Source organism: Sporosarcina sp. P17b (genome assembly GCF_002743115.1).
GTDB lineage: Bacteria > Bacillota > Bacilli > Bacillales_A > Planococcaceae > Sporosarcina > Sporosarcina ureae_C.
Window position 1 is genome coordinate 1 of sequence record NZ_PDYP01000013.1, and the last position, 21,258, is coordinate 21,258.

The window sequence follows — 21,258 nt, forward strand, 5'->3', positions numbered from 1 at the left end:
TGTATGGTACTCTCAAGTTGTGCCACTATAAAACTTCCTCTCATTGTTAGTCTCGCAACTTCAATGATACACGAATTTTATAGTGGCATTTTTTTGTTTGGATTTAGGTGGCTAACTTGATTGTACAATTGGCCACCGAATATTGATTACAGATTAATTGTGTTTAATATGGAGGTGTTCTATGAAATCAGTCTACTTGTTGGCCTTCGTAATATGTTCTGCGTTTTTATTCAGCGCTTGCCTTGGTGAAAAATATGATTTTACACCGCCAGATGTTACGCTGATGAATACCACAGACTATCTTGGAACAGAAAAGCTTGCTGCGGTAAATATCGAATGGGATTCAGATCAATTGTATACTAAGAAAACAGATGATATATTCGCTGTCGCAAAAGAAGAGAAAACTTTAGTGTATGGTGCAGCACAAGAAGTGAGCGTCGTGTTTGTGAGTCAAGATTTCGCTATTAAGAAGCTTAGTGCTTATGTTCTTAAAAATGACATCAAGACCGATATAGAAGTAGATGGCGAAGTGTTTTCAATGCCTGAAGAAAAAGGTGAATACATTATCGTTTTGCATCTTCTCGCGGATAGCGGAACAGTAGAATATGTAGGGAACGTGCTAATAGAGTAGCAAGTAGATGTATAGAAGAAAAACCATATACTTTACATAATATAATTATTTGTTTCGTTTTAAGAAAGGGGCTACTTGTATGCAAACGATCATAGATATTTTCGGCATTGTACTTCCTATTATAATAGCGGGCCTGATTGTGGTGTTTGTCATTAGACGTTTAGACAATAAAATGAAACAAGGGGCTTTGGCTAAGAAAAAGTCGACGAGCGCCCAGACATTACTGGACAGTTTGATACCGCTTGGCATGTTGATTGGTTGTATACTTGGTTTGCTTATTAGTATGATTTCTCCAATAACGTTAGGCTTTGCGTTTAGTTTAGGCGCGTCATTAGGTTTATTAGGTGGATATTTCGCTTATGAATTTTATGGTAGCAAAGAAGAGATGTAAAGAAATGAGGTATACGATATGATGAAAAAAGTAGTATCTGCTTTGGTGGCGGTTCTGATCATTGAATCGGTTACTTTAGGTAAACGCGCATCTTGAGCGACATGTTGAAAATACAGACGGGTTCTTCGAGTTGTGTTATTGTCCTCCATGAAATATACGGAATCAACCTATTTATACAAGATATATGTGAATCACTGTCTAGGCAAAACTTTGATGTAGTTTGTCCGAATCTATTACCGCAAGTAATCCCTTTCGATTATATTGAAGAAGGAATGGCTTATAAGAACTTCATGGCATACGCGGGCTTCGATGACAGCGCGGAGAAAGTAATAGAGTTAGTGAAGGGTATGAAAGAACAATACTCGAAAATATTCATCCTAGGATTTAGTGTAGGGGCTACAGTTGCTTGGTCGTGCAGTGAGGAAAAGGATGTAGATGGAATCGTCGGATATTATGGATCACGTATTCGAGATTATGTGGAGATTCAGCCGACGTGTCCGACATTGCTTTATTTTCCTAGCGCCGAGAAGTCGTTTGATGTGAATGAAATGGTAGTGAAATTAGACAAACCGAATGTGGAAATAGAAGTTTTTGATGCGCAGCATGGATTTTGTGATCCGTATGCTACCGAATATGATAAAGCGTTAGCTCAGATTACATTTATGAAAACAGTAGAATTTTTTAGAGCCAATTAAAAAATCATAAAAAAAGCACTTCGTTGATGGAAGTGCTTTTTTGCCGTCTATTTTCGCTTAGATCAATTGATAATAAAAACCGAGTTTTGTATCGTACCATAGCAATGTGCCGTGCTTTCGTATAGGTAGTCTTGTTTGGAAGTTCCACTCAGGATATTGTTTGATGATTTGGACTTGGTCACCCGTGGCGAATGCGATAAACGAAATATAATGATCTTTTGTCATCGGATGAACACTTGAAATAAATCGTTCATTGTCCATTTCTTCTATAGTTAATTTTTCTTCATCTATTGCTTTCTTTGCTTCAAGAGCTTCCAGTTTTCTGCCGCAGCAAGATATTGTAATATCGCCCGTTGCCATGACGATATTATTGCATGATGGACAGACAAAGTACTTAGATTTTTTCATATTTCCTCCTATGAATTCATTGGAAAGCAAATCACCTTCCAAGATATTTTCTATGTTGACGCCTAATAGTCCGGATAAATCAGATAGTAGCGAGACATCAGGATAACCATATCCACGCTCCCATTTGGAGATGGTCCGATCTGAAATGTTCATTTGATCAGCCAGTTGTTTCTGTGTAAGTCCTTTTTCTTTACGGACTTTATAAATTAATTCACCGACCTTATTTGTACCCATCGTTTTCCCTCCTGCTCTATATTAATCATAGGGGTAGACAGCTTTCGTTTCAACAAACGCTCCGTGGAGTTTATATAGTATGGATCATTCCTCAACTAAAAAGAAGCTACCGCAGAGAATCATTGGAAAATGACGTTCTGCGATAGCCTCTTTTTTATCAGATCCACAATGTCTCACCAATAAGTAATTTCTTCAATCGATCTTCATCCAACTGCAATTTATTCCACTCCGCTTCCAGTCGTTCAATCGCTTCTGGACCCGTGTCATCTGCCAAGTGGTACGCTCCGTAATGCATCGGAATGAATGTCGTGGCCGCTACTTCTAAAAATCCTTTCACCGCATCTTCAGGAGTTAAGTGACTTTCCTTCATAAACCATTCGGGCTCATACGCGCCAATCGGTATAAGTACCGTATCAATAGTAAAACGTTTCGCTATTTCTTGGAATCCACGGAAGTATCCTGTATCCCCAACGAAGTAAATGGCATGATGTTCACTTTCGATGATCCAGCCACCCCAGTGAGAAGTATTCGTGTCCGTCAATGTACGTTTCGTCCAGTGCTGTGCGGGTACGAACGTGAACGTCATGCACTCAAGCACAAATGAATCAAACCATTCCGCTTCAATCACTTTTTTATATCCACGTATCTTAAACTTGCTGCTCAATCCAACTGGAACAAAATATGTAGGATTGCCTTTTAGACGTCTGATCGTTGCGAAATCCAGATGATCATAATGGCCGTGAGAAATGAATACGACGTCGATCGCCGGTAACTCTTTAAGAGAAATACCAGGTTCAGTCAATCGATTCTGAAATCCCATACGCTTCGCCCATACCGGATCAGTAAGTATATTCAGCCCATTGATCTGAATTAAAAAAGTCGAGTGCCCAATCCAAGTGATCGATGTCTCTGATCGATTGATAGAAAGTTTTTCTGTTTCTTTAGAAGGTGCTTGCTCGATCACGACGCGTAAATCTTTCTTATTCTCGCTGCGTTCCTTCTGCCAGCGAATCATTTCGCGGAGAGTCTTATGTGTGTCTACATCATCTAAATTCGTATAGCGTTTTCGTATCATCATATATCACCCAGTTGTTTACTAATATAGTCGAGTAATTTCTTTGCGACTGAAAAGTCATGTGTTTGATACAGAGAGCGTGCACCGACAGGATCTTCAATTTCATTGAGCAACCAACCGCCTTCAGTAGGAAGTATGAAATCAATACCGATATAATCGCTTGAAATTGCCTGGGAAATCTTTTGGACTTGTTTCGTTTGAGAATCGTTCAAAGTAAACTTTTCGATTGTACCGCCTAATGCGTAATTAGATTTGAATGAATCCTCTGCACCTGTTCGTTTCACAGCTCCAAGAACTTCGTTGCCGAGCATAAATACACGGACGTCAGTTGCATTGGATTCAATGAAAGGCTGTGCGATTAGCTCGTCAGAATTATATTGATTCAACACTTCTTCAACTTGTTGCGTTGATTCACATAAAAACACTTCGCTTCCACCATGACCCCCACGAGTTTTCAATATGAAAGGCAATTGTGGAAGTCGATCCGCTCTGAATGTGGGAACTGCTGGAATACCTAGCAAAGTTGCGAGCTCAAATGTACGCAATTTATCATTGGCGATCTTTTGAACACTCGCTCGGTTATACATGCGATAGCCGGCTTGCTCTAATTCTAAAGACAAATCAGGATGACGGTCTCGGAATAAAATGAAGTCTAGAGGTTCAGTAGGCGGCTGGGTTATCAGTTTTAATTCTATACCGGTGTTAGTCGCTTCTTTCAATAAGTCTTCGATAAACGCCTGATTCCGTTTCGCTTCCTCTTCATTATAGTAGACTACACCTTTCATTTAATCTTCTCCAATATGTACGCGATCATCGCATCAGCTACGTTAATGCCAGTGACGTTCAAGAGATTACGGATATGTGCTGCGCCATTGACTTCACAGACTACAGGCTGTTCATCCGGACCGAATAACAGATCGACTCCCGCAAATTCAGCACCTACTGCTTTTGCAGCTTCCATCGCAAGGGTTTCCTGTGCGGCTGTCAATTCTACAACTTCAGCCACACCGCCGTTCGTAATATTCGCTCGGAAATCTGTCTCCGAGTGACGATACATAGCTGCAATGATCTGATCGCCCACGATGTTGACGCGGAGATCCCGTCCTCGACTGTTTTCAATAAATTCCTGGAATACATAATCGACTCCACGTAGTTCATGAACTTTCTCATCAAACGCTTCCTTCGTCTCAATCAAATAGACTTTCATACCGAATGAACCATGACCTTCTTTAATAATCATCGGCAAACCAAGTGTCTCAAGAACATGCTCGTAATAACCGCTATCGGTAATTGTGAAATTCGTATAGACTTTCGGTGCGATAATCGTCTTCGGCATCGCAACACCATGTTTTGCCAACTCCAAATACTGCTTCGCTTTATTATCACACGTCTCAATTACTTCAGGATCATTGAAGACGGGAATACCTGAATTTTTCAAATGTGTTGCAAGCAATGTATCTTTATCAAGAAAGACAACGAAGTCAGGTGCATTTGCAATGTGGTTCTGCACATCCATCAGTACTTCATAATTTTTCAGGGTTTTCGCTGTCACACCTGCACGTTCTGCCGCTTCTTGCACAAGTCGTGCCTGATCCTCGAATTTATCACTCGTCAAACTACCATTATAAATAACCCAACAACTTTTCAATCGGGACGCCACCTTTGCTATACTGTATATAACTTAATTTTAGCACAGGAGGAATTTCTTTGATTCCAAAACTTGACGAATACAAAAAACAATTTGAACTTATGAGTGATGACTCGATTAAACCAGGGTTAGACGCGATAGAAGAGGCATTGGCATGTGTGTTGAATCCCGAGAAGGAGCTACGGATTATTCATGTGGCAGGTACAAACGGTAAAGGTTCAACGATTGCGGTAATGGAAGCAATCCTACAGGCACATGGATTTGAAACGGGTGTATTTTCTTCACCCGCAATCCTCGACGTACATGATCAGATTCGAATCAATGGAAAGCCGATTACACAAGAAGAGCTCGAGTATGTGTTTGAGGAAATGGAAGCAGCAGGATTGAGCGGCATGCTGACGGACTTTGAATTATTGACAGTGGCGGCTTTTTTGGCATTCCGTAACGCGGACCCTGATTATGTATTAATTGAGACAGGCATGGGCGGAAGACTCGACAGTACCAATGTCATGACGCCTTTAGTATCGGTCATCACGTCAATTGCGCTCGACCATACAGGATTTCTTGGAGACAGCGTAGAGAAAATTGCAGCGCACAAAGCGGGCATCATTAAACCATATATTCCTGTAGTCATAGGGGAGTTGCCAGAAGACGCGAAAGAAGTTGTGCTGGCTGAAGCGAAGAAGTATAAAAGTTTGGTAAGGACATATGGAGAAGAATTCATAATGAAATCAGGGGAGACAGAGACGTTTAGTGGTATGTCTACTTTTGAAATTCCCGTTCGAAATATGAAAGGGCCACATCAAGCGATCAATCACGCAGTGGCTTTAGAAGCACTATCATTGGCAGGTGTACCTTTAAAACAAGACAAAGTCGCTGACGCTATTGCGCATGTTTCGTTGCCATTTCGTTTCCAGAAGATTACTGAAAACGTCTATATCGACGGAGCGCATAATCCAGCTGCGGCACGTATGTTGGTGAAGACGATTGAAGAGCAGTTTCCTGGGCAGAAAGTGGACTGGGTTGTGGGGATGTTGAATACGAAGGACTATAAAGCGACGCTAGAGATATTGGCGCCGTTAGCTAATAGTTTTACGTTTGTGGATTTTCCGCATGAGCAGGCTGCAAGAGCGGGTGACTTGCAGGCGGTTTGTCCTATGCAACACAGCAATGTAATTACTTCTAATGAAATTGAGTTAAAATGTTCGGAAAAATACATAAAAGTAGTCGTAGGCTCTCTTTACTTATTAAGTAGTTTAATGAGACAATAGGCTTAATAGAATGAGTTTTATAGACTGTTAGGTTTATAGAAAGGTATTTAGTTTTAGTAGGAGTAGTAGAATGTGATGATAAATGTTAAAAGAGAAGGTGTAATGTCATGAGGTGGAAAAATGAGAGAGGCTTTACGTTGGTTGAGATACTTGCTTCGTTAACGATTCTTGGGATTGTTTTCATAAGCTTTATGACGATATTTCCTCAGATGGTGAATGTGAATGATCGGACAGGGACGAAGCTGGATACTATGAATGTGGCTAAAAAACTACTGAATGAGATTAGAGATTCCGAGGGTGATTTACCATCAAGTTATGTACTTGTGAATTATGATGATTCTAAAAAAGAGGTTTATTATAAAGTTGAAAGAGAAGGTTATCAAATAGCATTAACTTGCTTACCTAGGGATGAAACATCTCCAATGTGCAGTAAAACAATTACTGAAAAGGCTAGTAATGTAACTGATTTATATAAGATCCATATCCAAGTTACACAGCAGGACAAATTAATAAGCGAGACATTTGGTTATGCAAAATTGAAGTAGGGGGGCTGACATGAAAAGTAACGAAAAGGGAATGACATTAGTTGAAGTATTGTCAACACTTGTCCTTCTTTCATTAGTAACTGGAGTCATTTGGACTACAGTATCTATTGCCACTCAATTCAATGTGTCCGAAACCTCCGTTTTAAAGCTACAGCAAGAAGCAAATTATATTGTTTCTGAACTTCAACGTGTGCATAGAAGTTGTTACACTTATGAATTAATTATAACTGAACAAGAAGTTAGAGTATTAAATTGTCTAGATGAAAATGAAACACATATTTCTATTTATGATGGTATCCTTAGTGAGAATTTCCAATATGAGGCAAAAGTTGTGCCTAATGAACCTATCAAGACTACAACAGATGACTTAGATATAAGTGAATTTACTATAAGCGATTCCGCGAATACTAAAAGAAGTGTAACTATTCCTATTTCGATTTTTCGATATAAAACGAATTAATCATTCCATGAAAGGGGTTGGGGAGGTGTTCAACAATAATAAGGAGAATGGTTATGCACTAATAATTGTTTTATTTGTAGTTGTTTTCATTACAATCTTAACCGCAGTTTTTATGCGAGGTGCGTTGAGTAACTTTGCACAAGAGAAGACTGTGGATGAAAACAACTTGGTCGTTGTATCCGCAGAATCTGGTATAGAGTATTATACATGGGAATTAAAAACCATCTATGATAAAAATGAACTTGAAAGAGCTTTTAATAAAGAGGTAAATAAAGCTATTGCCCAGAAAGAATCTCCTGATTATACAGAAATAAGGAAAGGAATTGTAGATGAATTCCGAAAAAAACTAAAAATAAAAATGAAGGAAATGTCACCTAATAAAACCAATTCGTCTGTTTTGTCAAAAGAAATGTTCAATCGATATAATCACAAATTAATATACTTAGATTGTATCGAGGATACGTCAGGTAATGCCAATTTATTCACAATAAATGGAACGGTTGAAGGTGAGTTACCTAGCAGTGCCAATACAGATAGAAAAGTGAAAAATTTGGATTTCGTGTTGAGTTTCAATTTTCCGCCTTTATCCTCACCAAATGGAAATTCACCTGATACTAGACCGCCAAGCGGAAATATAGTATCAATGCCGACGTTGAAAAATCCTGAAAAGCCAGCGTCTCCAGTCGCTGTAGTGAAAATGGGTAGACCCACATCGATCTGTAAGACCACGAACAATATAATTGTGAATCAGCAATGCAACACTTCCGGGATAAATGCATCCGGTCATACTATTGAAATGTCTAGTGTGTTTGTTGGTGAGACTCTAAATTCGTGGGGAGTTGTTACTTTAAAAAACGCGATTATAAACATTCGTAAGAATTTCACGCCGGCAAAAATTGAGATTCTCGGTACAGAGCTACTTATTGGTGGTGAGATTGGAGCTTATCAAAGTCCTTCAAATGTTATAAAATCTATTATAAGTACCAATAGCTATAATACGAGTGGGCAAGTTAATTTCACTGAAACTGATTTAACAGTCGTTACTAATTATAGTTCAGGAGGAGTAAGTTTTAAAGACTCAACCATAGATGTAGCTGGAAAACTTGATACAGGCGGGGGACTATTCTATGTAGAGGGATCAAATGTTAAAATTACTGGAAATGCTAACACTCATAACGGTTCTACAATAAAAGATGCCACATTGGAAATAGGCGGTAACTTCGTACATACATCGAAACCGCTAGATGCTACAAACTCTGATGTTTTTGTACGTGGAAAGGTAACATCAACGAATGCTACGAATTTAGAAAAAGTGAATATGAAAGTTTTGGGTGGGTATGAATCTAACGGGGTGTTTAAATTAGCTAAGACAAATTTAAGTATCGTAGGTAATTTGAATTTAACAAATGGTGGTACTTTGAATAATAGCCTACTAGTTGCTAATAGTATCACTATAACTACACCATTTATTTTGAATGGCTCAATCGTAAGTGCCGATTATATAAAAACTACTAATAATATGACTATTAATAACTCTGAAATATGTGTAAATAATTTTATTTCAAATGGTTTGACTATGGATTCGAATAGTAAAGTGTATTATAAAAGCACTTCAAATCATGAGTCAAAGTTCAATGATAGATTTTTAAAGCTTTCAGATACAGATTTCGCTTCTAAATGTGGAGTGGCTGGTCAGGTGGATCCTACAGATCCACAAAATCCTGGTGAGGTAAATTGGGTACCAACCATTCCTGTTCTTGAAAAAGTAACTTATTAATAAGCTTAGTTAATTGAATGAAAAAGGTGATCACCCATATGAAGTCAAAACAATCCAAATTAATTCTAGCCCTAGGTGCTCTACTACTAGTCATCTCCACAATATTCGCCCAGCAAGCCTACGCAGGTGACGGCTTCTTCTCGAACTTCAAGAAGTTCAATAAACACACGTACGTAGGGCCATTTGATATATCCGGTCATTCTAAAAAGGAAGCGAAGAAAAAGTTGCTAATGGACTTTTCCGGCTTGGAACAAAATATGTTGGTTCAACTTATAGTTCAAGATGATCAAGTCGATGTTCCTGCGGATATTGTTAGTTTTGATCCTGACGCTACACTGAACCAAGTTAAAAATGGTAATGATAATTCATTAGTGGCGAGTGTCTCTCGTGAAGGTTTACGTACTGTCATGAAACAAAACTTTAATTCACTTACATTTAATGAAGATGAAGTGGAAAAGATTGCTTCGCAAATAGAAGTGCAATTGCGGAGCGGAATTATGCCTCAGCAAATCTATATAGCGAATTTCATTCCAGAGCTATATGAGCAGAAGCAAGTTATTGCGTCTGCTGAATATAAAGTAGATGAGTTGGCTAAAGGGCTACGTTTATTGATGGAAGACTTGGATGGATTGGAGATTCAGCCGAACACTTCGTTTTCATTCCGTGAGTATCTTGAAGGTAAAGAGTCTGCTAGTGCAACAGATTTGCAGATGACGATTATGGCGTCTCTTCTATATAAAGCAGCGTTGCAGACGAATTGGGTTATGGATGAGCGGAATATTTCCACGGAGTTACCATTAGGTGTAGAGCCGGGATTTGAAGCGGCAATTAACCGCAAGCTTAATTTGGATTTCATTTTCACCAATCCAAATCAAACCGTCTTCACGATTCGCACTAAGTGGACAGGCTCTCAATTGGAGCTTTCTATAGAAGGACTTCCGTTTGTTCATCGTTATGATACTGAAGTCGAGAGCATTACAAAATATGATCCTAAAACAGTTATTCGTTACAGTGCATTCGTATCAGCCGGTGCGATAGAGATTGTAGACAAAGGTAAGAAGGGTATGGAAGTGGCAGTTAAGCGTAATGTCATGCTAAATGGTTCGTTGGAAGAAATTGAAGATGTCTCAATCGATTTCTATGCACCGCAACCAATTATTGAGCGTCATAGTTTAGAAAAAGTGGTAGAACAAGTTCCTGATAGTAATGTAGATAGTAATTCTGGCAATGCCGATGGAAACAGTTCAACTAACGGGTCAACGGATAATCCGTCTAATTCTGGTAACTCTAGTACTGGTTCACCTGATGGCAATTCTAGTAACGGGAATAATTCAGGCTCTTCTACTGGTAGTGGATCGGGTAGTGATGGTAATTCTAGCAATACAGGATCAGGAAGCACGGGTTCAGGGTCATCTACTGGAAGCGGATCAGGCAACAATGGTTCTTCTTCAGGTAATGGTTCAAGCAACTCGAACGGTTCTGGTGGAAAAGATGATGTGAAATATGATTACGATAAAGGCGGCAATCTGATTAAAGTCGACAAGAATGGTAATCCAATCGATTGATAGAGGGGGGATTCAGATGGCGACAACTAGAAAGCGTCTTGGGGATTTATTAATAGAGTCGGGATTACTGTCGGATGAGCAGTTAATGACTACGTTGAAAGAAAAGACGCGTGATGAACGACTTGGAGATGCGCTATTACAACGCGGGTATATTACTGAGCAGCAATTGATTGAGGTGCTCGAGTTCCAGCTTGGAATTCCTCACGTCAATTTGTTCCGTTATCCGTTTGATCCGAAATTGTTCAATATCGTGCCTAAAGGTTTAGCGAAGCAGAAGATGATTGTGCCGTTGAAGAAGGACGGAGATAAATTATTCGTTGCAATGGCAGACCCGATGGATTACAACACCATTGAAGATTTACGATTGTCTACAGGTTTCCATATCGAAACTGCGATTGCGTCCAAAGATGATATAAATCGAACGATTACACGTTATTATGATGATGAATTATTCGATGATTTACTTTTTGAAGAACCTGAAACGACAGCTAGTCAGTTAGAGCAACAAGAAGATATTGTCGATAACGATTCTCCTATTGTGCGGCTCGTTAATCAGATTATATCCAGTGCTGTTTCTATGAAAGCTAGTGATATTCATATTGACCCTCAAGAGCATCAAGTCGTTATTCGTTTTAGAATTGATGGGAAATTGCAGACTGAACGTGTCTTACCTAAACACATGCAGTCGATGTTGCTTGCGCGGATTAAAATTATGGGGAATTTGAACATTACAGAATCTCGTATGCCACAAGATGGACGTATTAAAGTGATGATCGATTTTCGTCCGATTGATTTACGGTTATCGACATTGCCAACAGTTTTTGGTGAGAAGATTGTAATGCGTATTTTGGACTTGAGTAGCTCTTTAAATGATATGACAAAGCTTGGTTTTGGTCCGACGAATCTGCAACGTTTCCTTGAAGAGATAGAGAAGCCAAATGGTATCGTGCTCATATCAGGTCCAACGGGTTCAGGTAAATCGTCTACGTTGTATGCCGCTTTGAATCGATTGAATAGCGAAGAAGTAAATATTATTACGATTGAAGATCCAGTAGAGTATCAATTGGAAGGTATTAATCAAATTCAAGTGAATTCTAACGTAGGATTAACATTCGCTACGGGATTACGTTCTATTTTGCGTCAAGATCCTGACGTAGTAATGGTAGGGGAGATCCGGGATAAAGAGACTGTAGAAATCGCGATTCGAGCTTCTTTAACAGGGCATTTAGTGTTGAGCACAATCCATACGAATGACTCGGTTGCGTCCATTTCACGTTTGCTTGATATGGGAGTGGAGCCATTCCTTTTAACTGCATCACTTAATGCGATCGTGGCTCAACGATTAATTCGTCGGGTTTGTCGAGATTGTGGAACTATACAGCAGGCAACCGATCGTGAAAAAGAGATATTCGCCAAACGTGGGAAAACGATTGAAACGATTAATCGCGGTACGGGTTGCTCAGCATGTAATATGACAGGCTATCGCGGGCGAATTGCGATACATGAAGTATTAATTATCAATGCAGAAATGCGCGATGCGATTAACCGTGATGCTGCACCTACTGTATTCCGTGAAATTGCGGAGAGAAGTGAAACGATTTTCCTGATAGACGATGGTTTAGATAAAGTAAAGCAGGGCATTACAACTACTGAGGAAGTATTGCGAGTGGCCCTAATAGATTAGGAGTGTTTGCGGTGAACGAAAGAATTGATCAATTACTTACTGAAGCTTTTACTATCAAAGCGTCTGACATTCACTTGACTGTTGGCGTGCCTCCAATCTTCCGTGTGCATGGTGATTTAAAACGTTTTGGCGAAACGGTCTTGACTGATGAAGATACAAAGGAAATGGCATATCAGACGATTCCAGAAAAGATGATTCCGGCATTTAAAGAAGCGGGACAGATTGACTATTCCTATGAAATCGCTGGCGTTTCTCGTTTCCGTGTCAACGCATTCCAGCAACGCGGTTCGATTTCATTGGCATTCCGGACGATTCCGACAAAGATTCCGACGATTGATGACTTGAATATGCCTGCAACGTTGAAGAGTTTGTCAGATACTGCACAAGGACTGATCTTAGTTACTGGCCCTACTGGTTCTGGTAAATCCACGACACTTGCAGCCATGATCCGTTATATGAATGAAACGATGCGAAAGCATATTATTACGTTGGAAGATCCGATTGAGTATATGCATAATCACGGCTCGTCAATCATTGATCAGCGAGAAGTTGGCTTTGATACACTGTCGTTTGCGGATGGATTACGTGCTGCTTTGCGTCAAGATCCAGACGTCATTCTCGTAGGGGAGATGCGGGACTTGGAGACGATTTCTACGGCGATCACCGCTGCAGAAACCGGTCACTTAGTCCTCGCCACTTTACACACATGGAGTGCAGCTTCGACAATCGATAGAATCATAGACGTATTTCCACATGGTCAGCAAGCGCAAATTCGTGTTCAGTTGGCTGGGGTTTTGAAAGCGGTTGTATCTCAGCGTTTGTTCCAGACGATTGATAAGCAAGGAAGACGTGCAGCGACAGAAATTATGATTAATAATCCAGCCGTGTCGAACTTGATTCGTTCAGAGAAGATTCATCAGATTCCGAATGTGATTCAAACGAGCCGTGCTTCTGGGATGCACATGATGGATCACTCTGTGAAGACATTGATGGAACAGCGAATCATTTCGTACGAAGAAGCATTACCGTTCTTACAAGGGGATGATTGATCGTGGCTCGTTTTACATATGAAGGACGAGATTCAAAAGCGATTCGTCGTGGCACGGTAACGGCTACGAATAAACGCGATGCAGCGATTAAGCTGAAAGGCCAAGGTATTCGCGTAGTTAGTTTGGTTGAACAAAAGGAAACAGTTTTGACGAAAGATATAACGATTGGTAGTCCAGTTAAGCGGGATCAACTGATTATGTTTTTGCGTCAATTTTCTACTCTTCTTCAAGCGGGAGTTACGATTGTGGATGCGGTGAGGATTTTAGCGATGCAAGTGGAGCAGGCATCATTCCGGAAAATCTTAACTTCTATACAGGAAGATCTACGGACAGGAACTCCGTTATCGATTGCTTTTGGTAAACACCCTAAAGTATTTGAACCGCTAATCTTAAATATGATCAGTGCAGGGGAAGTATCCGGTACAGTCGATGAGTCACTTGGTCAACTGGCTGATCACTTTGAAAAAGCCTATCGCTCAAGACAAAAAGTAATTTCGGCATTGTCTTATCCAATTGTCGTTGGGATATTGGCTATTGGCGTAGTTATTTTCTTGCTTTCATTCGTCGTACCGATGTTTGTAGAGATGTTTGATAGTATCGGTGGAGAACTGCCTTGGCTTACATTATTCGTGCTGCGAGCAAGTGATTTCATGCAGAACTACTGGTATGTCGTAATATTGGCCGTCGCCGCATTTGTTGTGGGGCTTACTTTGATACGCAATAATCCTCAAGGTAAATACGTACTGGATACTATTTTATTGAAGCTACCGATCTTTGGTAATATTGTACAGAAATCTTCATTGGCCATGATGTCACGAACGCTTAGCTCAATGTTTTCTAGTTCCGTCCCCATTCTCCAATCTCTTGCGATGACTGAAAGAGTAGTAGACAACAAAGTAATATCGAGAGTTATTGGAGAATCTAGAGCGTCTATGGAACGTGGTGGGTCCTTAACTGAGCCTATGATGAACCACTGGGCATTCCCTCCTTTAATCCCGCATATGATTGCGATAGGGGAGGAAACTGGTTCTTTGGACTCGATGTTAGCGAAAGTTGCAGACTTCTATGAAAAGGAAGTTGAAGCCGCTACAGACCGTTTAAAAGCTTTAATAGAGCCATTGATGATAGTATTCTTAGCCGCTATAGTCGGGACTATAGTTTTGGCAATCATGATGCCGATGTTTAGCATGTTCGAGCAGATAGATAGTTTGTAACAGAAATAACAAATGTTATGTATTATTTAAATTTTTTTCAATTAAACTAGTGTTATTATCCTATTAGTTCTGATATACTATATTCATAGAGTACGTAAAATACGAGGAGGAATTCATATGAAGAAGTTTCTACAAAAGAAATTAAATCAAAAAGGTTTGACGCTTGTCGAGCTACTAGCAGTTATTGTTATTTTGGGGATTATCGCAGCGATCGCAGTACCAGCTATTGGGAATATTATTGAGAATACAAAGTATAATGCGGTGAAGTCGGATGCTTTGAATGCTTTGAGTGCAGGAAACCTTTATTATGCTGAACAACCAAAAGAAAAAAAAGTTTCAATTAAAGAACTTGTAGATGGTGGTTATCTTGATAATAATGGAAAATTACTAGATGCAGTAAGTATTGATAAAGCTGAAGAAAAAAACAAATTATCAATTAGCGGTAACTCAGAAGAATATGCTGGTGGAAAAAAAGTGATATTTACAGCAGCTACTGTTGAATCAATTAATGCAGACACTAAAAAAGGTAGTGCAAAAGAAGATAAAACAATTACTGCAACTCCGGCAGCAGCACCAGAACAAAAATAATGCAGTTATTAGACAAAGGGCGAAGGCGATTACTATAATCACCTGTCGCCTTTTTCATGTAGAATTATATTAGGGGGCCGATGAGTGATATGAAGTTTTTAAAATCGCAAAGGGGACTTACGTTATTCGAACTTCTCGCAGTAATTGTCATTTTAGGAATCATTGCAGCAATCGCAGTACCCGCAATTGGTAAAGTCGTTGAAAATAGTCGTATTAAAGCAACGAAAGGTGAAGCGATGGTCATGTTAGAAGCAGCACAATTATATTTCATAGAGACGCCTGTGAAATTTGGAAGGGAGTGGCAGGCAGCTTCGTTACCAGATTTAGTTTCTCAAGGTTATATGGAATCAAAGGGTTATTTGAATACCACTTCTTATGTAACGAACGTGAATCCCGCTAAAATATGTGCGAAATCTGATGGAGAAACTAAAGTGATTTTTTATAATGCGACTGCAGAAGAAATTTCAAGTAGTAAAAATGATATTCATGTAGGTAATGAAGCATGTGGCGATAATAAAGAGGTCGTACCGCCAACAAAATAAGCATGAGATTAATTATAACGATTTAGTATTGTACTAATTCTACAAGGAAATAAAGGCGAGTGTACTTGAATGTTTTAATGGTAAAGATTCATTTCCTATCAATCTTCCCTTCACACACCACATTTGCTATACTAACCATAACTAGTAAGTAAGGAAAAAAATAACTAAAACCCTTGCTTACTCCTGCCCGGAAGGAGTTCATATATGTCTATTTTATCAAACTTAAAACGCCCACTCTCCAATCTAAATATGCCAACCATGCCTTCCTTCGGTCGCAAGAAACGCGTCTACTCATTAACTCTAGACGACGACGCAATCCGATATGTACGAATCAAATCCACTCATCCAATCGTCCTAGACACAGCGAAAGAGATGCTATTGCCCGAACACACCATCATGGACGGCCGAATAGCTGAAGAAGACACGCTACGGGATGTCTTGACGGAAGCTGTAAAAGATTGGAATCTTGCAAAGCGTGATGTGGCGTTTTTGGCGCCCGATACATATGTCATTATCCGTCGTGTTGCCTATCCTGAAACGGTGGATCATGAGGATTTGAAAAGTCATTTTTTCATAGAGATTGGCTCGACGATTTATTTGCCGTTCGATGATCCGGTGTTTGATGTCGTTCCGTACACTGTGAATGACGCCCAGAATGAAGCGGTTTTGATTGCGTCAAAAGAGAGTATTATGCAGACGTATGAGGATGTACTAGAGTCAGCCAAAATGGTTCCGGTTGTAGCGGATATTGCGCCGCTTTCGCTTTATCGATTGGCTCATCATGAGCACCAATTTAACGGATCGGAGCATATTTTACTTGCAGATTTGCATGGGCGGAATTTAACTGTGTCGATTTTCTATAATCATTTCCCTTTATTCATTCGCTCCATGGAACTCGAAGTGCCGCTCAGTATGACGACGGGTGAAGTACTTGAGCAACAGATTGAGCCGATGACGATTGTGATGGAGCTTGAGAAACTAGCAAACTTCTACCGATTTAATTTGGCTGAAACAGATTCAGCGATTACCCATTTAATATGGAACAGTACATATACACAACAAGAAGAATTATTGCAGATGGTACGGGAGCGGTTGGCGATCGAAGCGATTCCCTTAGTGAAAGAGCCGATTAGTTGTGTAGATGGAACAGCAATTACTGCCGACTTCCATCGAGTAATTGGTCTCGCGCTGAAGGAAGAGGTGTAGTACGCGTATGTTAGTTGATATAAATCTACTACCGGAGAAGATCAAGGAACGGACTACTTTTTTGTGGATTGCCATTGCGATTCTTTTGGTAGCCATCATTAGTTGGGTGGTTCTATATATGATGGCTGCGAAAAATGACGAAGAAGCACAGAGATTACAGCAGTCTACATATGAAATACAGAAACAACAAGAAAGCATAACGTCCCAGTTGCGTCTGTCTGCCTTCGGTCAAGAAAAAGAACAATTGGCCGCCACAGTGGATTTCCTAAAAGCGTACCAATATAAAACACATCCTCTTATAGAAGATCTTTCGAGAGCATTGCCTGATCGTGGTTTCTTCCAAGAGTTAACGTTCACTGCACCTAACGAAGTGACGTTGAAAATTCAGTTTGATGATCTGATGGAACCTGCGCTCTATTTAACTCGAATGAAAGCATCGTCGCTAGTAATTGATGCGACGTTCGAAGGAATCGAGACAGAAAAACTGGATGTGGAAGAACGTGAAAATGTCTTGCCTAGATATTTCGCTACATACTTCATTCAGTTCGTAGACGACCGCGCGTTACCAGGTACCGATGCAGACGTAGACCCCGATGCGATTGAAGAGCCGCAAGAGGAAACGCCACCTGCTGAAGAGCAGCCAACAGAACCTGCACCGGAAGAACCACAGCCACCTGTAGATGCTGACTCGGAAGGGGACGATACGGTTGAATAAGTATCTAACTAAACGTCAGATGGAGATTGGTTTGGTCGTATTGGCCTCCATTTTCCTTATTGCACTTGTCTATTACACTGTGACAAACATCTACTTGCCTGCGAAAGACAGCAAGGATCAGATGACTGCGCAGTTGGCTTCAGAACGTGATGTTTTATTTTCGATGCAAAAGCAATTGGCGAATAAAGATCCGAATGAAACGGTCACCTCGGCACCGCTTCAAAAAGTCGTGCCTGTTATTCCGCTAGAGGATGCGTTACTCATTCGTCTCGAGAAGGCAGAAGTGAAATCCAATAGTCGAATTGAAGAAATTAATTTTTCGAAAGAAGTATTCGACATGGAACTATTGCCGGAATCGGTACAAAACTTGGAAACGATCCTGATGGAAGTGACGCTCGTTGCGGATACGTACAAGCAAGTCGATATGTTCATCTATGAAATCGAAGAAATGATTCGGATTATGAATGTAGAGACAATTCAATTCGAAGCGACAGCTGAGAAAACGGAAGAAGAATCAGATATTGGTGAAATGAAAGTCGTGATTTCATTTAATGCGTACTTCCGTCCGGATCTCGTCAATTTACAAAATGAGGCGCCGAAAGTGGATGCGCCGCCACCTGCATTGAAATTTGATCCGACGACGATCAATAAAATGACAGGTACCGAGAAAGCGGAGTAAGGAGGCAGTTCATGGAATGGCTTTATAGTATGTTTTTCTTCCTCTACGGTATCACGCTCGGCTCGTTTTTTAACGTAGTCGGACTGCGTGTGCCGCTAAAGGAGTCCATCGTCTCGCCTCCTTCGCACTGTACGACGTGTGATCGGAATTTGACGGCGGTTGACCTAGTGCCGGTATTCTCCTACGTGTTTTTGCGTGGAAAGTGCAGAGGATGTAAGGAAAAGATCAGTGCTCTTTATCCCGTGATGGAGCTAATAACGGGTGTGCTGTTCGTTTGTGCGTACTTGTACTTTGGATTCCAGTGGGAACTAGTTGTGGCGTTGCTGTTTATCTCGATGCTCGTTATTTTAACGGTATCCGATCTTAAGTATATGTTGATTCCGAATAAAATTTTATTACCGTTTGGTATTGCGATTTTCATCATGCGTTTTGTTAGTCCACTGACACCTTGGTGGGATAGTTTGCTTGGAGCGGCGGTCGGTTTCGGTATATTGTTGCTGATTGCGATTGTGTCGAATGGGGGTATGGGTGGCGGCGACATAAAATTATTTTTCGTCATCGGCTTAGTGCTTGGTACGATACAGACGTTAGTGACGCTGTTTCTTGCTTCATTCATTGGCGCGATTGTCGGTCTGATTTTCTTGAAAAAGACTAAGCAAGGGCGCAAGACACCTGTGCCATTTGGACCTTCGATTGCAGCCGCTGCACTCATTGCGTATTTCTACGGCGCGCAGCTTGTCAGTTGGTATACGGGTTTGTTGAACTAAATCGGTAAATGTTTATGGACGAGACGACAACAGTCTCGTCTTTTTTTGCGTTCGTTTTGGTAAGGTGGAAGAAAACTAGTGGAGTGATGGAATGAATTTCCGCAGGACGTATTCAAAGAACATTGTCATTCGGGCGTTGATACAAGGTGTGGCGATCGGCTTGGTCGCCGTGCTCGTGATCGGGCTGACGATTTCGAGTACAGGAGGTAAAAAAGACAAGGCAGATAAGGCGGTAGCGACGAATGGGCCGAAGACGGAAGAGAAGGCAGGTGCCGCGGAAGACGGGGAGACGATGTTCGTCAAGCAGCATGGTGTGTTTTCGAGTCAAGAAGCAGCGACTGATTTCGTCGCGGAGAATCCGGGTCTTACGACTACGGCGATCGTGCCAGCTGGTGGTCAGTTTTACGTTTGGGGAGCGGCATGGTTGAAAGAAAGTGACGTCGTCTTGAAAGAAGGCGAAGACGCGTTCAAGAAGAGAATCACTGTCGTACCAGGCACTTGCAAGTCTGCGGACGCCGGAGAAGTGAAAAAAGCGTTGTTCGCAGAGGATTTATTGAAAATTGAATTGTCTGCGAAGGGGAAAGACGCGAAAAAGGATGGGGACTTCGCGAAGAAAGTGGCCGCCATCACTGCGTTTACACAGGATTCTTCTATTGCAAGACTGCATTTATTGGCACACTATTCGAACCAAGATCCGTGCTTCAAAATTCAATTTTGAGCCGAAATACGGGGAAGAATTGAATTTTGCCCTTTTTTCAAATCGCCTGCAATAGCGTACACTATGAAAAAAGGGGGTTGTTCCAATGAAATTTACAAGTATAAAACCTATTGTTCTCGCTTCTTCTTCGCCGAGACGTAAAGAACTATTGCAGTTGGCAGGAATTGATTTTGCGGTGAGACCGAGTGATGTTGATGAGGATGTGCCGTTCACGCCTGAAGAACCGTATGAATATGCGGTGCGTTTATCGGAGCGAAAGGCGCATGCGGTATTTGAGTCACAGGAGGAGATCATCATTGCGGCGGATACGATTGTGGTAAGAGAAGGCAAAGTATTCCCGAAGCCTGAAGACGATCAGCAAGCTATCGATTTCTTAATGGAGTTATCTGGAGAGTTACATGAAGTAATTACGGGTGTGACGATCCTTGCGAAGGGCAAGATAATCCAGTTTTCCGGTTTATCGCAAGTGAAGTTCAGAAAACTGGATGAAGAACTCGTTCGTGCATATGTGAAATCGGGTGACGCTTCGGATAAAGCAGGAGCGTATGGCATCCAGACGCAAGGGATGTTGTTTGTGGAAAACATGGTAGGCGATTATCAAAATATTGTCGGGTTGCCCGTCAGTGATCTGGTCAATCGGATGCGTGGGGAAGGGTTGCTGATGTTAGAAGGCGGTGACACGTAATGCCACTTGATTTGGCACCGCAGATGATGATCCGCGATGTGCATATCGCTGACAGGCCCCGTGAACGGCTGATTCGGGAAGGGGCAGGCAATTTATCCAATCAAGAATTGTTGGCGATCTTGTTGCGTACAGGCTCACGCTCAGAGTCTGTATTAGTGCTTGCGAACCGTGTGTTGTCAACAATTGACCGTTTGCAGGATTTGAAAGAGTTGACAGTTGATGAGATGACAAAGATTAAAGGGATCGGTGAAGCTAAGGCGGTGCAGTTGCTTGCGGCAGCGGAACTTGGCAAGCGTTTGTATCGGACAGCACCGCATGAACGGTATAAGATTCGTTCACCGGAAGATGCTGCGAATTATTTGATGACGGATATGTCGTCGTTGAATCAAGAACATTTTGTGGTGTTGTTTTTAAATGTAAAAAATGAAGTACTACATAAGCAGACGATTTTCATTGGCAGTTTGAATTCTTCCATCGTGCATCCGCGTGAAGTGTTTCGAGAAGCGTTTAAACGTTCGGCTGCGTCGATGATTATTTCGCATAATCATCCGAGCGGTGACACCACGCCTTCGAGGGAAGATATCGAGGTGACGAAACGCCTCATGGAAGCGGGGCAGATCATGGGTGTGGACGTGCTTGATCATATTATCATTGGGGATCAGAAATTCATTAGTTTAAAAGACAAAGGATACATCTAAAAGCAAGAATCGT

The 21,258-nt window shown here is 41.0% G+C and carries 24 protein-coding genes; 20 read left to right on the forward strand and 4 right to left on the reverse strand.

What is annotated here, in order from left to right:
- The first annotated feature begins 181 nt into the window (after positions 1-181).
- The 3 genes from CSV76_RS13105 to CSV76_RS13115 all read left to right on the forward strand — a co-directional run bounded on the left by CSV76_RS13105 (position 182) and on the right by CSV76_RS13115 (position 1,717).
- Positions 182-631 carry a hypothetical protein gene (locus tag CSV76_RS13105; RefSeq protein WP_085426425.1) on the forward strand — a complete coding sequence of 150 codons (450 nt, stop codon included), beginning with the start codon at positions 182-184 and terminating at the stop codon, positions 629-631.
- Between the two features lie 79 nt (positions 632-710).
- A complete protein-coding gene (locus CSV76_RS13110; protein ID WP_085426424.1) occupies positions 711-1,022 on the forward strand; it encodes a hypothetical protein in 312 nt (103 codons plus the stop codon).
- 101 nt (positions 1,023-1,123) lie between these two features.
- On the forward strand, positions 1,124-1,717 hold the full coding sequence (locus CSV76_RS13115) for a dienelactone hydrolase family protein (protein WP_085428960.1): 594 nt from the start codon (positions 1,124-1,126) through the stop codon (positions 1,715-1,717).
- Between the two features lie 57 nt (positions 1,718-1,774).
- Here the strand turns inward: CSV76_RS13115 and CSV76_RS13120 are convergent, their stop codons facing one another.
- The 4 genes from CSV76_RS13120 to CSV76_RS13135 form a co-directional block, all read right to left on the reverse strand.
- Complete coding sequence (locus tag CSV76_RS13120; RefSeq protein WP_085426423.1) at positions 1,775-2,359, reverse strand: helix-turn-helix domain-containing protein; 585 nt, start codon at positions 2,357-2,359, stop codon at positions 1,775-1,777.
- 157 nt (positions 2,360-2,516) lie between these two features.
- Positions 2,517-3,431: an MBL fold metallo-hydrolase gene (locus tag CSV76_RS13125; RefSeq protein WP_099625915.1), complete on the reverse strand. Its 915-nt coding sequence runs from the start codon at positions 3,429-3,431 to the stop codon at positions 2,517-2,519.
- A 2-nt stretch (positions 3,432-3,433) separates the two neighbouring features.
- Positions 3,434-4,219, reverse strand: a complete 786-nt coding sequence (locus CSV76_RS13130) for an ATP-grasp domain-containing protein (RefSeq protein WP_099625872.1) — start codon at positions 4,217-4,219, stop codon at positions 3,434-3,436.
- Positions 4,216-5,082 (reverse strand): ATP-grasp domain-containing protein, encoded by an 867-nt coding sequence (locus tag CSV76_RS13135; protein WP_099625873.1) that lies wholly within the window; start codon positions 5,080-5,082, stop codon positions 4,216-4,218. Before CSV76_RS13135 ends, CSV76_RS13130 begins: the two co-directional genes overlap by 4 nt.
- A gap of 59 nt (positions 5,083-5,141) precedes the next feature.
- Here CSV76_RS13135 and CSV76_RS13140 point away from each other — a divergent pair, with 59 nt between their 5' ends.
- From CSV76_RS13140 to radC, 17 genes are all read left to right on the forward strand, one after another.
- Positions 5,142-6,353 carry a bifunctional folylpolyglutamate synthase/dihydrofolate synthase gene (locus CSV76_RS13140; RefSeq protein WP_099625874.1) on the forward strand — a complete coding sequence of 404 codons (1,212 nt, stop codon included), beginning with the start codon at positions 5,142-5,144 and terminating at the stop codon, positions 6,351-6,353.
- Between the two features lie 107 nt (positions 6,354-6,460).
- Positions 6,461-6,898, forward strand: coding sequence for a type II secretion system protein (locus CSV76_RS13145; RefSeq protein WP_099625875.1), 438 nt, complete (start codon positions 6,461-6,463; stop codon positions 6,896-6,898).
- A 10-nt stretch (positions 6,899-6,908) separates the two neighbouring features.
- On the forward strand, positions 6,909-7,358 hold the full coding sequence (locus CSV76_RS13150; protein ID WP_099625876.1) for a prepilin-type N-terminal cleavage/methylation domain-containing protein: 450 nt from the start codon (positions 6,909-6,911) through the stop codon (positions 7,356-7,358).
- A 25-nt stretch (positions 7,359-7,383) separates the two neighbouring features.
- Positions 7,384-9,135: a hypothetical protein gene (locus CSV76_RS13155; RefSeq protein WP_099625877.1), complete on the forward strand. Its 1,752-nt coding sequence runs from the start codon at positions 7,384-7,386 to the stop codon at positions 9,133-9,135.
- Between the two features lie 38 nt (positions 9,136-9,173).
- Positions 9,174-10,700 carry a VanW family protein gene (locus tag CSV76_RS13160; RefSeq protein ID WP_099625878.1) on the forward strand — a complete coding sequence of 509 codons (1,527 nt, stop codon included), beginning with the start codon at positions 9,174-9,176 and terminating at the stop codon, positions 10,698-10,700.
- 16 nt (positions 10,701-10,716) lie between these two features.
- Entirely contained in the window at positions 10,717-12,384 is a 1,668-nt protein-coding gene (locus CSV76_RS13165; protein ID WP_099625879.1) for a GspE/PulE family protein, read from the forward strand.
- An 11-nt stretch (positions 12,385-12,395) separates the two neighbouring features.
- Complete coding sequence (locus CSV76_RS13170) at positions 12,396-13,433, forward strand: type IV pilus twitching motility protein PilT (protein WP_099625880.1); 1,038 nt, start codon at positions 12,396-12,398, stop codon at positions 13,431-13,433.
- A 2-nt stretch (positions 13,434-13,435) separates the two neighbouring features.
- A complete protein-coding gene (locus CSV76_RS13175) occupies positions 13,436-14,647 on the forward strand; it encodes a type II secretion system F family protein (RefSeq protein ID WP_099625881.1) in 1,212 nt (403 codons plus the stop codon).
- Between the two features lie 117 nt (positions 14,648-14,764).
- Positions 14,765-15,235: a type II secretion system protein gene (locus CSV76_RS13180; RefSeq protein ID WP_099625882.1), complete on the forward strand. Its 471-nt coding sequence runs from the start codon at positions 14,765-14,767 to the stop codon at positions 15,233-15,235.
- Positions 15,236-15,324: 89 nt separating this feature from the next.
- A complete protein-coding gene (locus tag CSV76_RS13185; protein ID WP_233204487.1) occupies positions 15,325-15,777 on the forward strand; it encodes a prepilin-type N-terminal cleavage/methylation domain-containing protein in 453 nt (150 codons plus the stop codon).
- Positions 15,778-15,981: 204 nt separating this feature from the next.
- A complete protein-coding gene (gene pilM / locus CSV76_RS13190; RefSeq protein ID WP_099625884.1) occupies positions 15,982-16,983 on the forward strand; it encodes a type IV pilus biogenesis protein PilM in 1,002 nt (333 codons plus the stop codon).
- A gap of 7 nt (positions 16,984-16,990) precedes the next feature.
- Complete coding sequence (locus tag CSV76_RS13195; RefSeq protein ID WP_099625885.1) at positions 16,991-17,698, forward strand: PilN domain-containing protein; 708 nt, start codon at positions 16,991-16,993, stop codon at positions 17,696-17,698.
- Positions 17,691-18,377 (forward strand): hypothetical protein, encoded by a 687-nt coding sequence (locus CSV76_RS13200; RefSeq protein WP_099625886.1) that lies wholly within the window; start codon positions 17,691-17,693, stop codon positions 18,375-18,377. Before CSV76_RS13195 ends, CSV76_RS13200 begins: the two co-directional genes overlap by 8 nt.
- Positions 18,378-18,388: 11 nt before the next feature.
- Positions 18,389-19,144: a prepilin peptidase gene (locus CSV76_RS13205; protein WP_085426404.1), complete on the forward strand. Its 756-nt coding sequence runs from the start codon at positions 18,389-18,391 to the stop codon at positions 19,142-19,144.
- A gap of 91 nt (positions 19,145-19,235) precedes the next feature.
- The gene (locus CSV76_RS13210) at positions 19,236-19,862 is read left to right on the forward strand and encodes a hypothetical protein (protein WP_099625887.1); all 627 of its coding nucleotides are present in this window, start codon (positions 19,236-19,238) and stop codon (positions 19,860-19,862) included.
- Positions 19,863-19,947: 85 nt separating this feature from the next.
- Entirely contained in the window at positions 19,948-20,547 is a 600-nt protein-coding gene (locus tag CSV76_RS13215; RefSeq protein ID WP_085426402.1) for a Maf family protein, read from the forward strand.
- On the forward strand, positions 20,547-21,245 hold the full coding sequence (gene radC / locus CSV76_RS13220) for a RadC family protein (RefSeq protein ID WP_085426401.1): 699 nt from the start codon (positions 20,547-20,549) through the stop codon (positions 21,243-21,245). Before CSV76_RS13215 ends, radC begins: the two co-directional genes overlap by 1 nt.
- The last annotated feature ends 13 nt before the right edge of the window (positions 21,246-21,258 follow it).

Coding starts and splice junctions, on each gene's coding strand:
- CSV76_RS13105 (WP_085426425.1), top strand. CDS start 182: ATGAAATCAGTCTACTTGTTGGCCTTCGTAATATGTTCTGCGTTTTTA.
- CSV76_RS13110 (WP_085426424.1), top strand. CDS start 711: ATGCAAACGATCATAGATATTTTCGGCATTGTACTTCCTATTATAATA.
- CSV76_RS13115 (WP_085428960.1), top strand. CDS start 1,124: ATGTTGAAAATACAGACGGGTTCTTCGAGTTGTGTTATTGTCCTCCAT.
- CSV76_RS13120 (WP_085426423.1), bottom strand. CDS start 2,359: ATGGGTACAAATAAGGTCGGTGAATTAATTTATAAAGTCCGTAAAGAA.
- CSV76_RS13130 (WP_099625872.1), bottom strand. CDS start 4,219: ATGAAAGGTGTAGTCTACTATAATGAAGAGGAAGCGAAACGGAATCAG.
- CSV76_RS13145 (WP_099625875.1), top strand. CDS start 6,461: ATGAGGTGGAAAAATGAGAGAGGCTTTACGTTGGTTGAGATACTTGCT.
- CSV76_RS13150 (WP_099625876.1), top strand. CDS start 6,909: ATGAAAAGTAACGAAAAGGGAATGACATTAGTTGAAGTATTGTCAACA.
- CSV76_RS13160 (WP_099625878.1), top strand. CDS start 9,174: ATGAAGTCAAAACAATCCAAATTAATTCTAGCCCTAGGTGCTCTACTA.
- CSV76_RS13165 (WP_099625879.1), top strand. CDS start 10,717: ATGGCGACAACTAGAAAGCGTCTTGGGGATTTATTAATAGAGTCGGGA.
- CSV76_RS13180 (WP_099625882.1), top strand. CDS start 14,765: ATGAAGAAGTTTCTACAAAAGAAATTAAATCAAAAAGGTTTGACGCTT.
- CSV76_RS13185 (WP_233204487.1), top strand. CDS start 15,325: ATGAAGTTTTTAAAATCGCAAAGGGGACTTACGTTATTCGAACTTCTC.
- pilM (WP_099625884.1), top strand. CDS start 15,982: ATGTCTATTTTATCAAACTTAAAACGCCCACTCTCCAATCTAAATATG.
- CSV76_RS13195 (WP_099625885.1), top strand. CDS start 16,991: ATGTTAGTTGATATAAATCTACTACCGGAGAAGATCAAGGAACGGACT.
- CSV76_RS13205 (WP_085426404.1), top strand. CDS start 18,389: ATGGAATGGCTTTATAGTATGTTTTTCTTCCTCTACGGTATCACGCTC.
- CSV76_RS13210 (WP_099625887.1), top strand. CDS start 19,236: ATGAATTTCCGCAGGACGTATTCAAAGAACATTGTCATTCGGGCGTTG.
- CSV76_RS13215 (WP_085426402.1), top strand. CDS start 19,948: ATGAAATTTACAAGTATAAAACCTATTGTTCTCGCTTCTTCTTCGCCG.
- radC (WP_085426401.1), top strand. CDS start 20,547: ATGCCACTTGATTTGGCACCGCAGATGATGATCCGCGATGTGCATATC.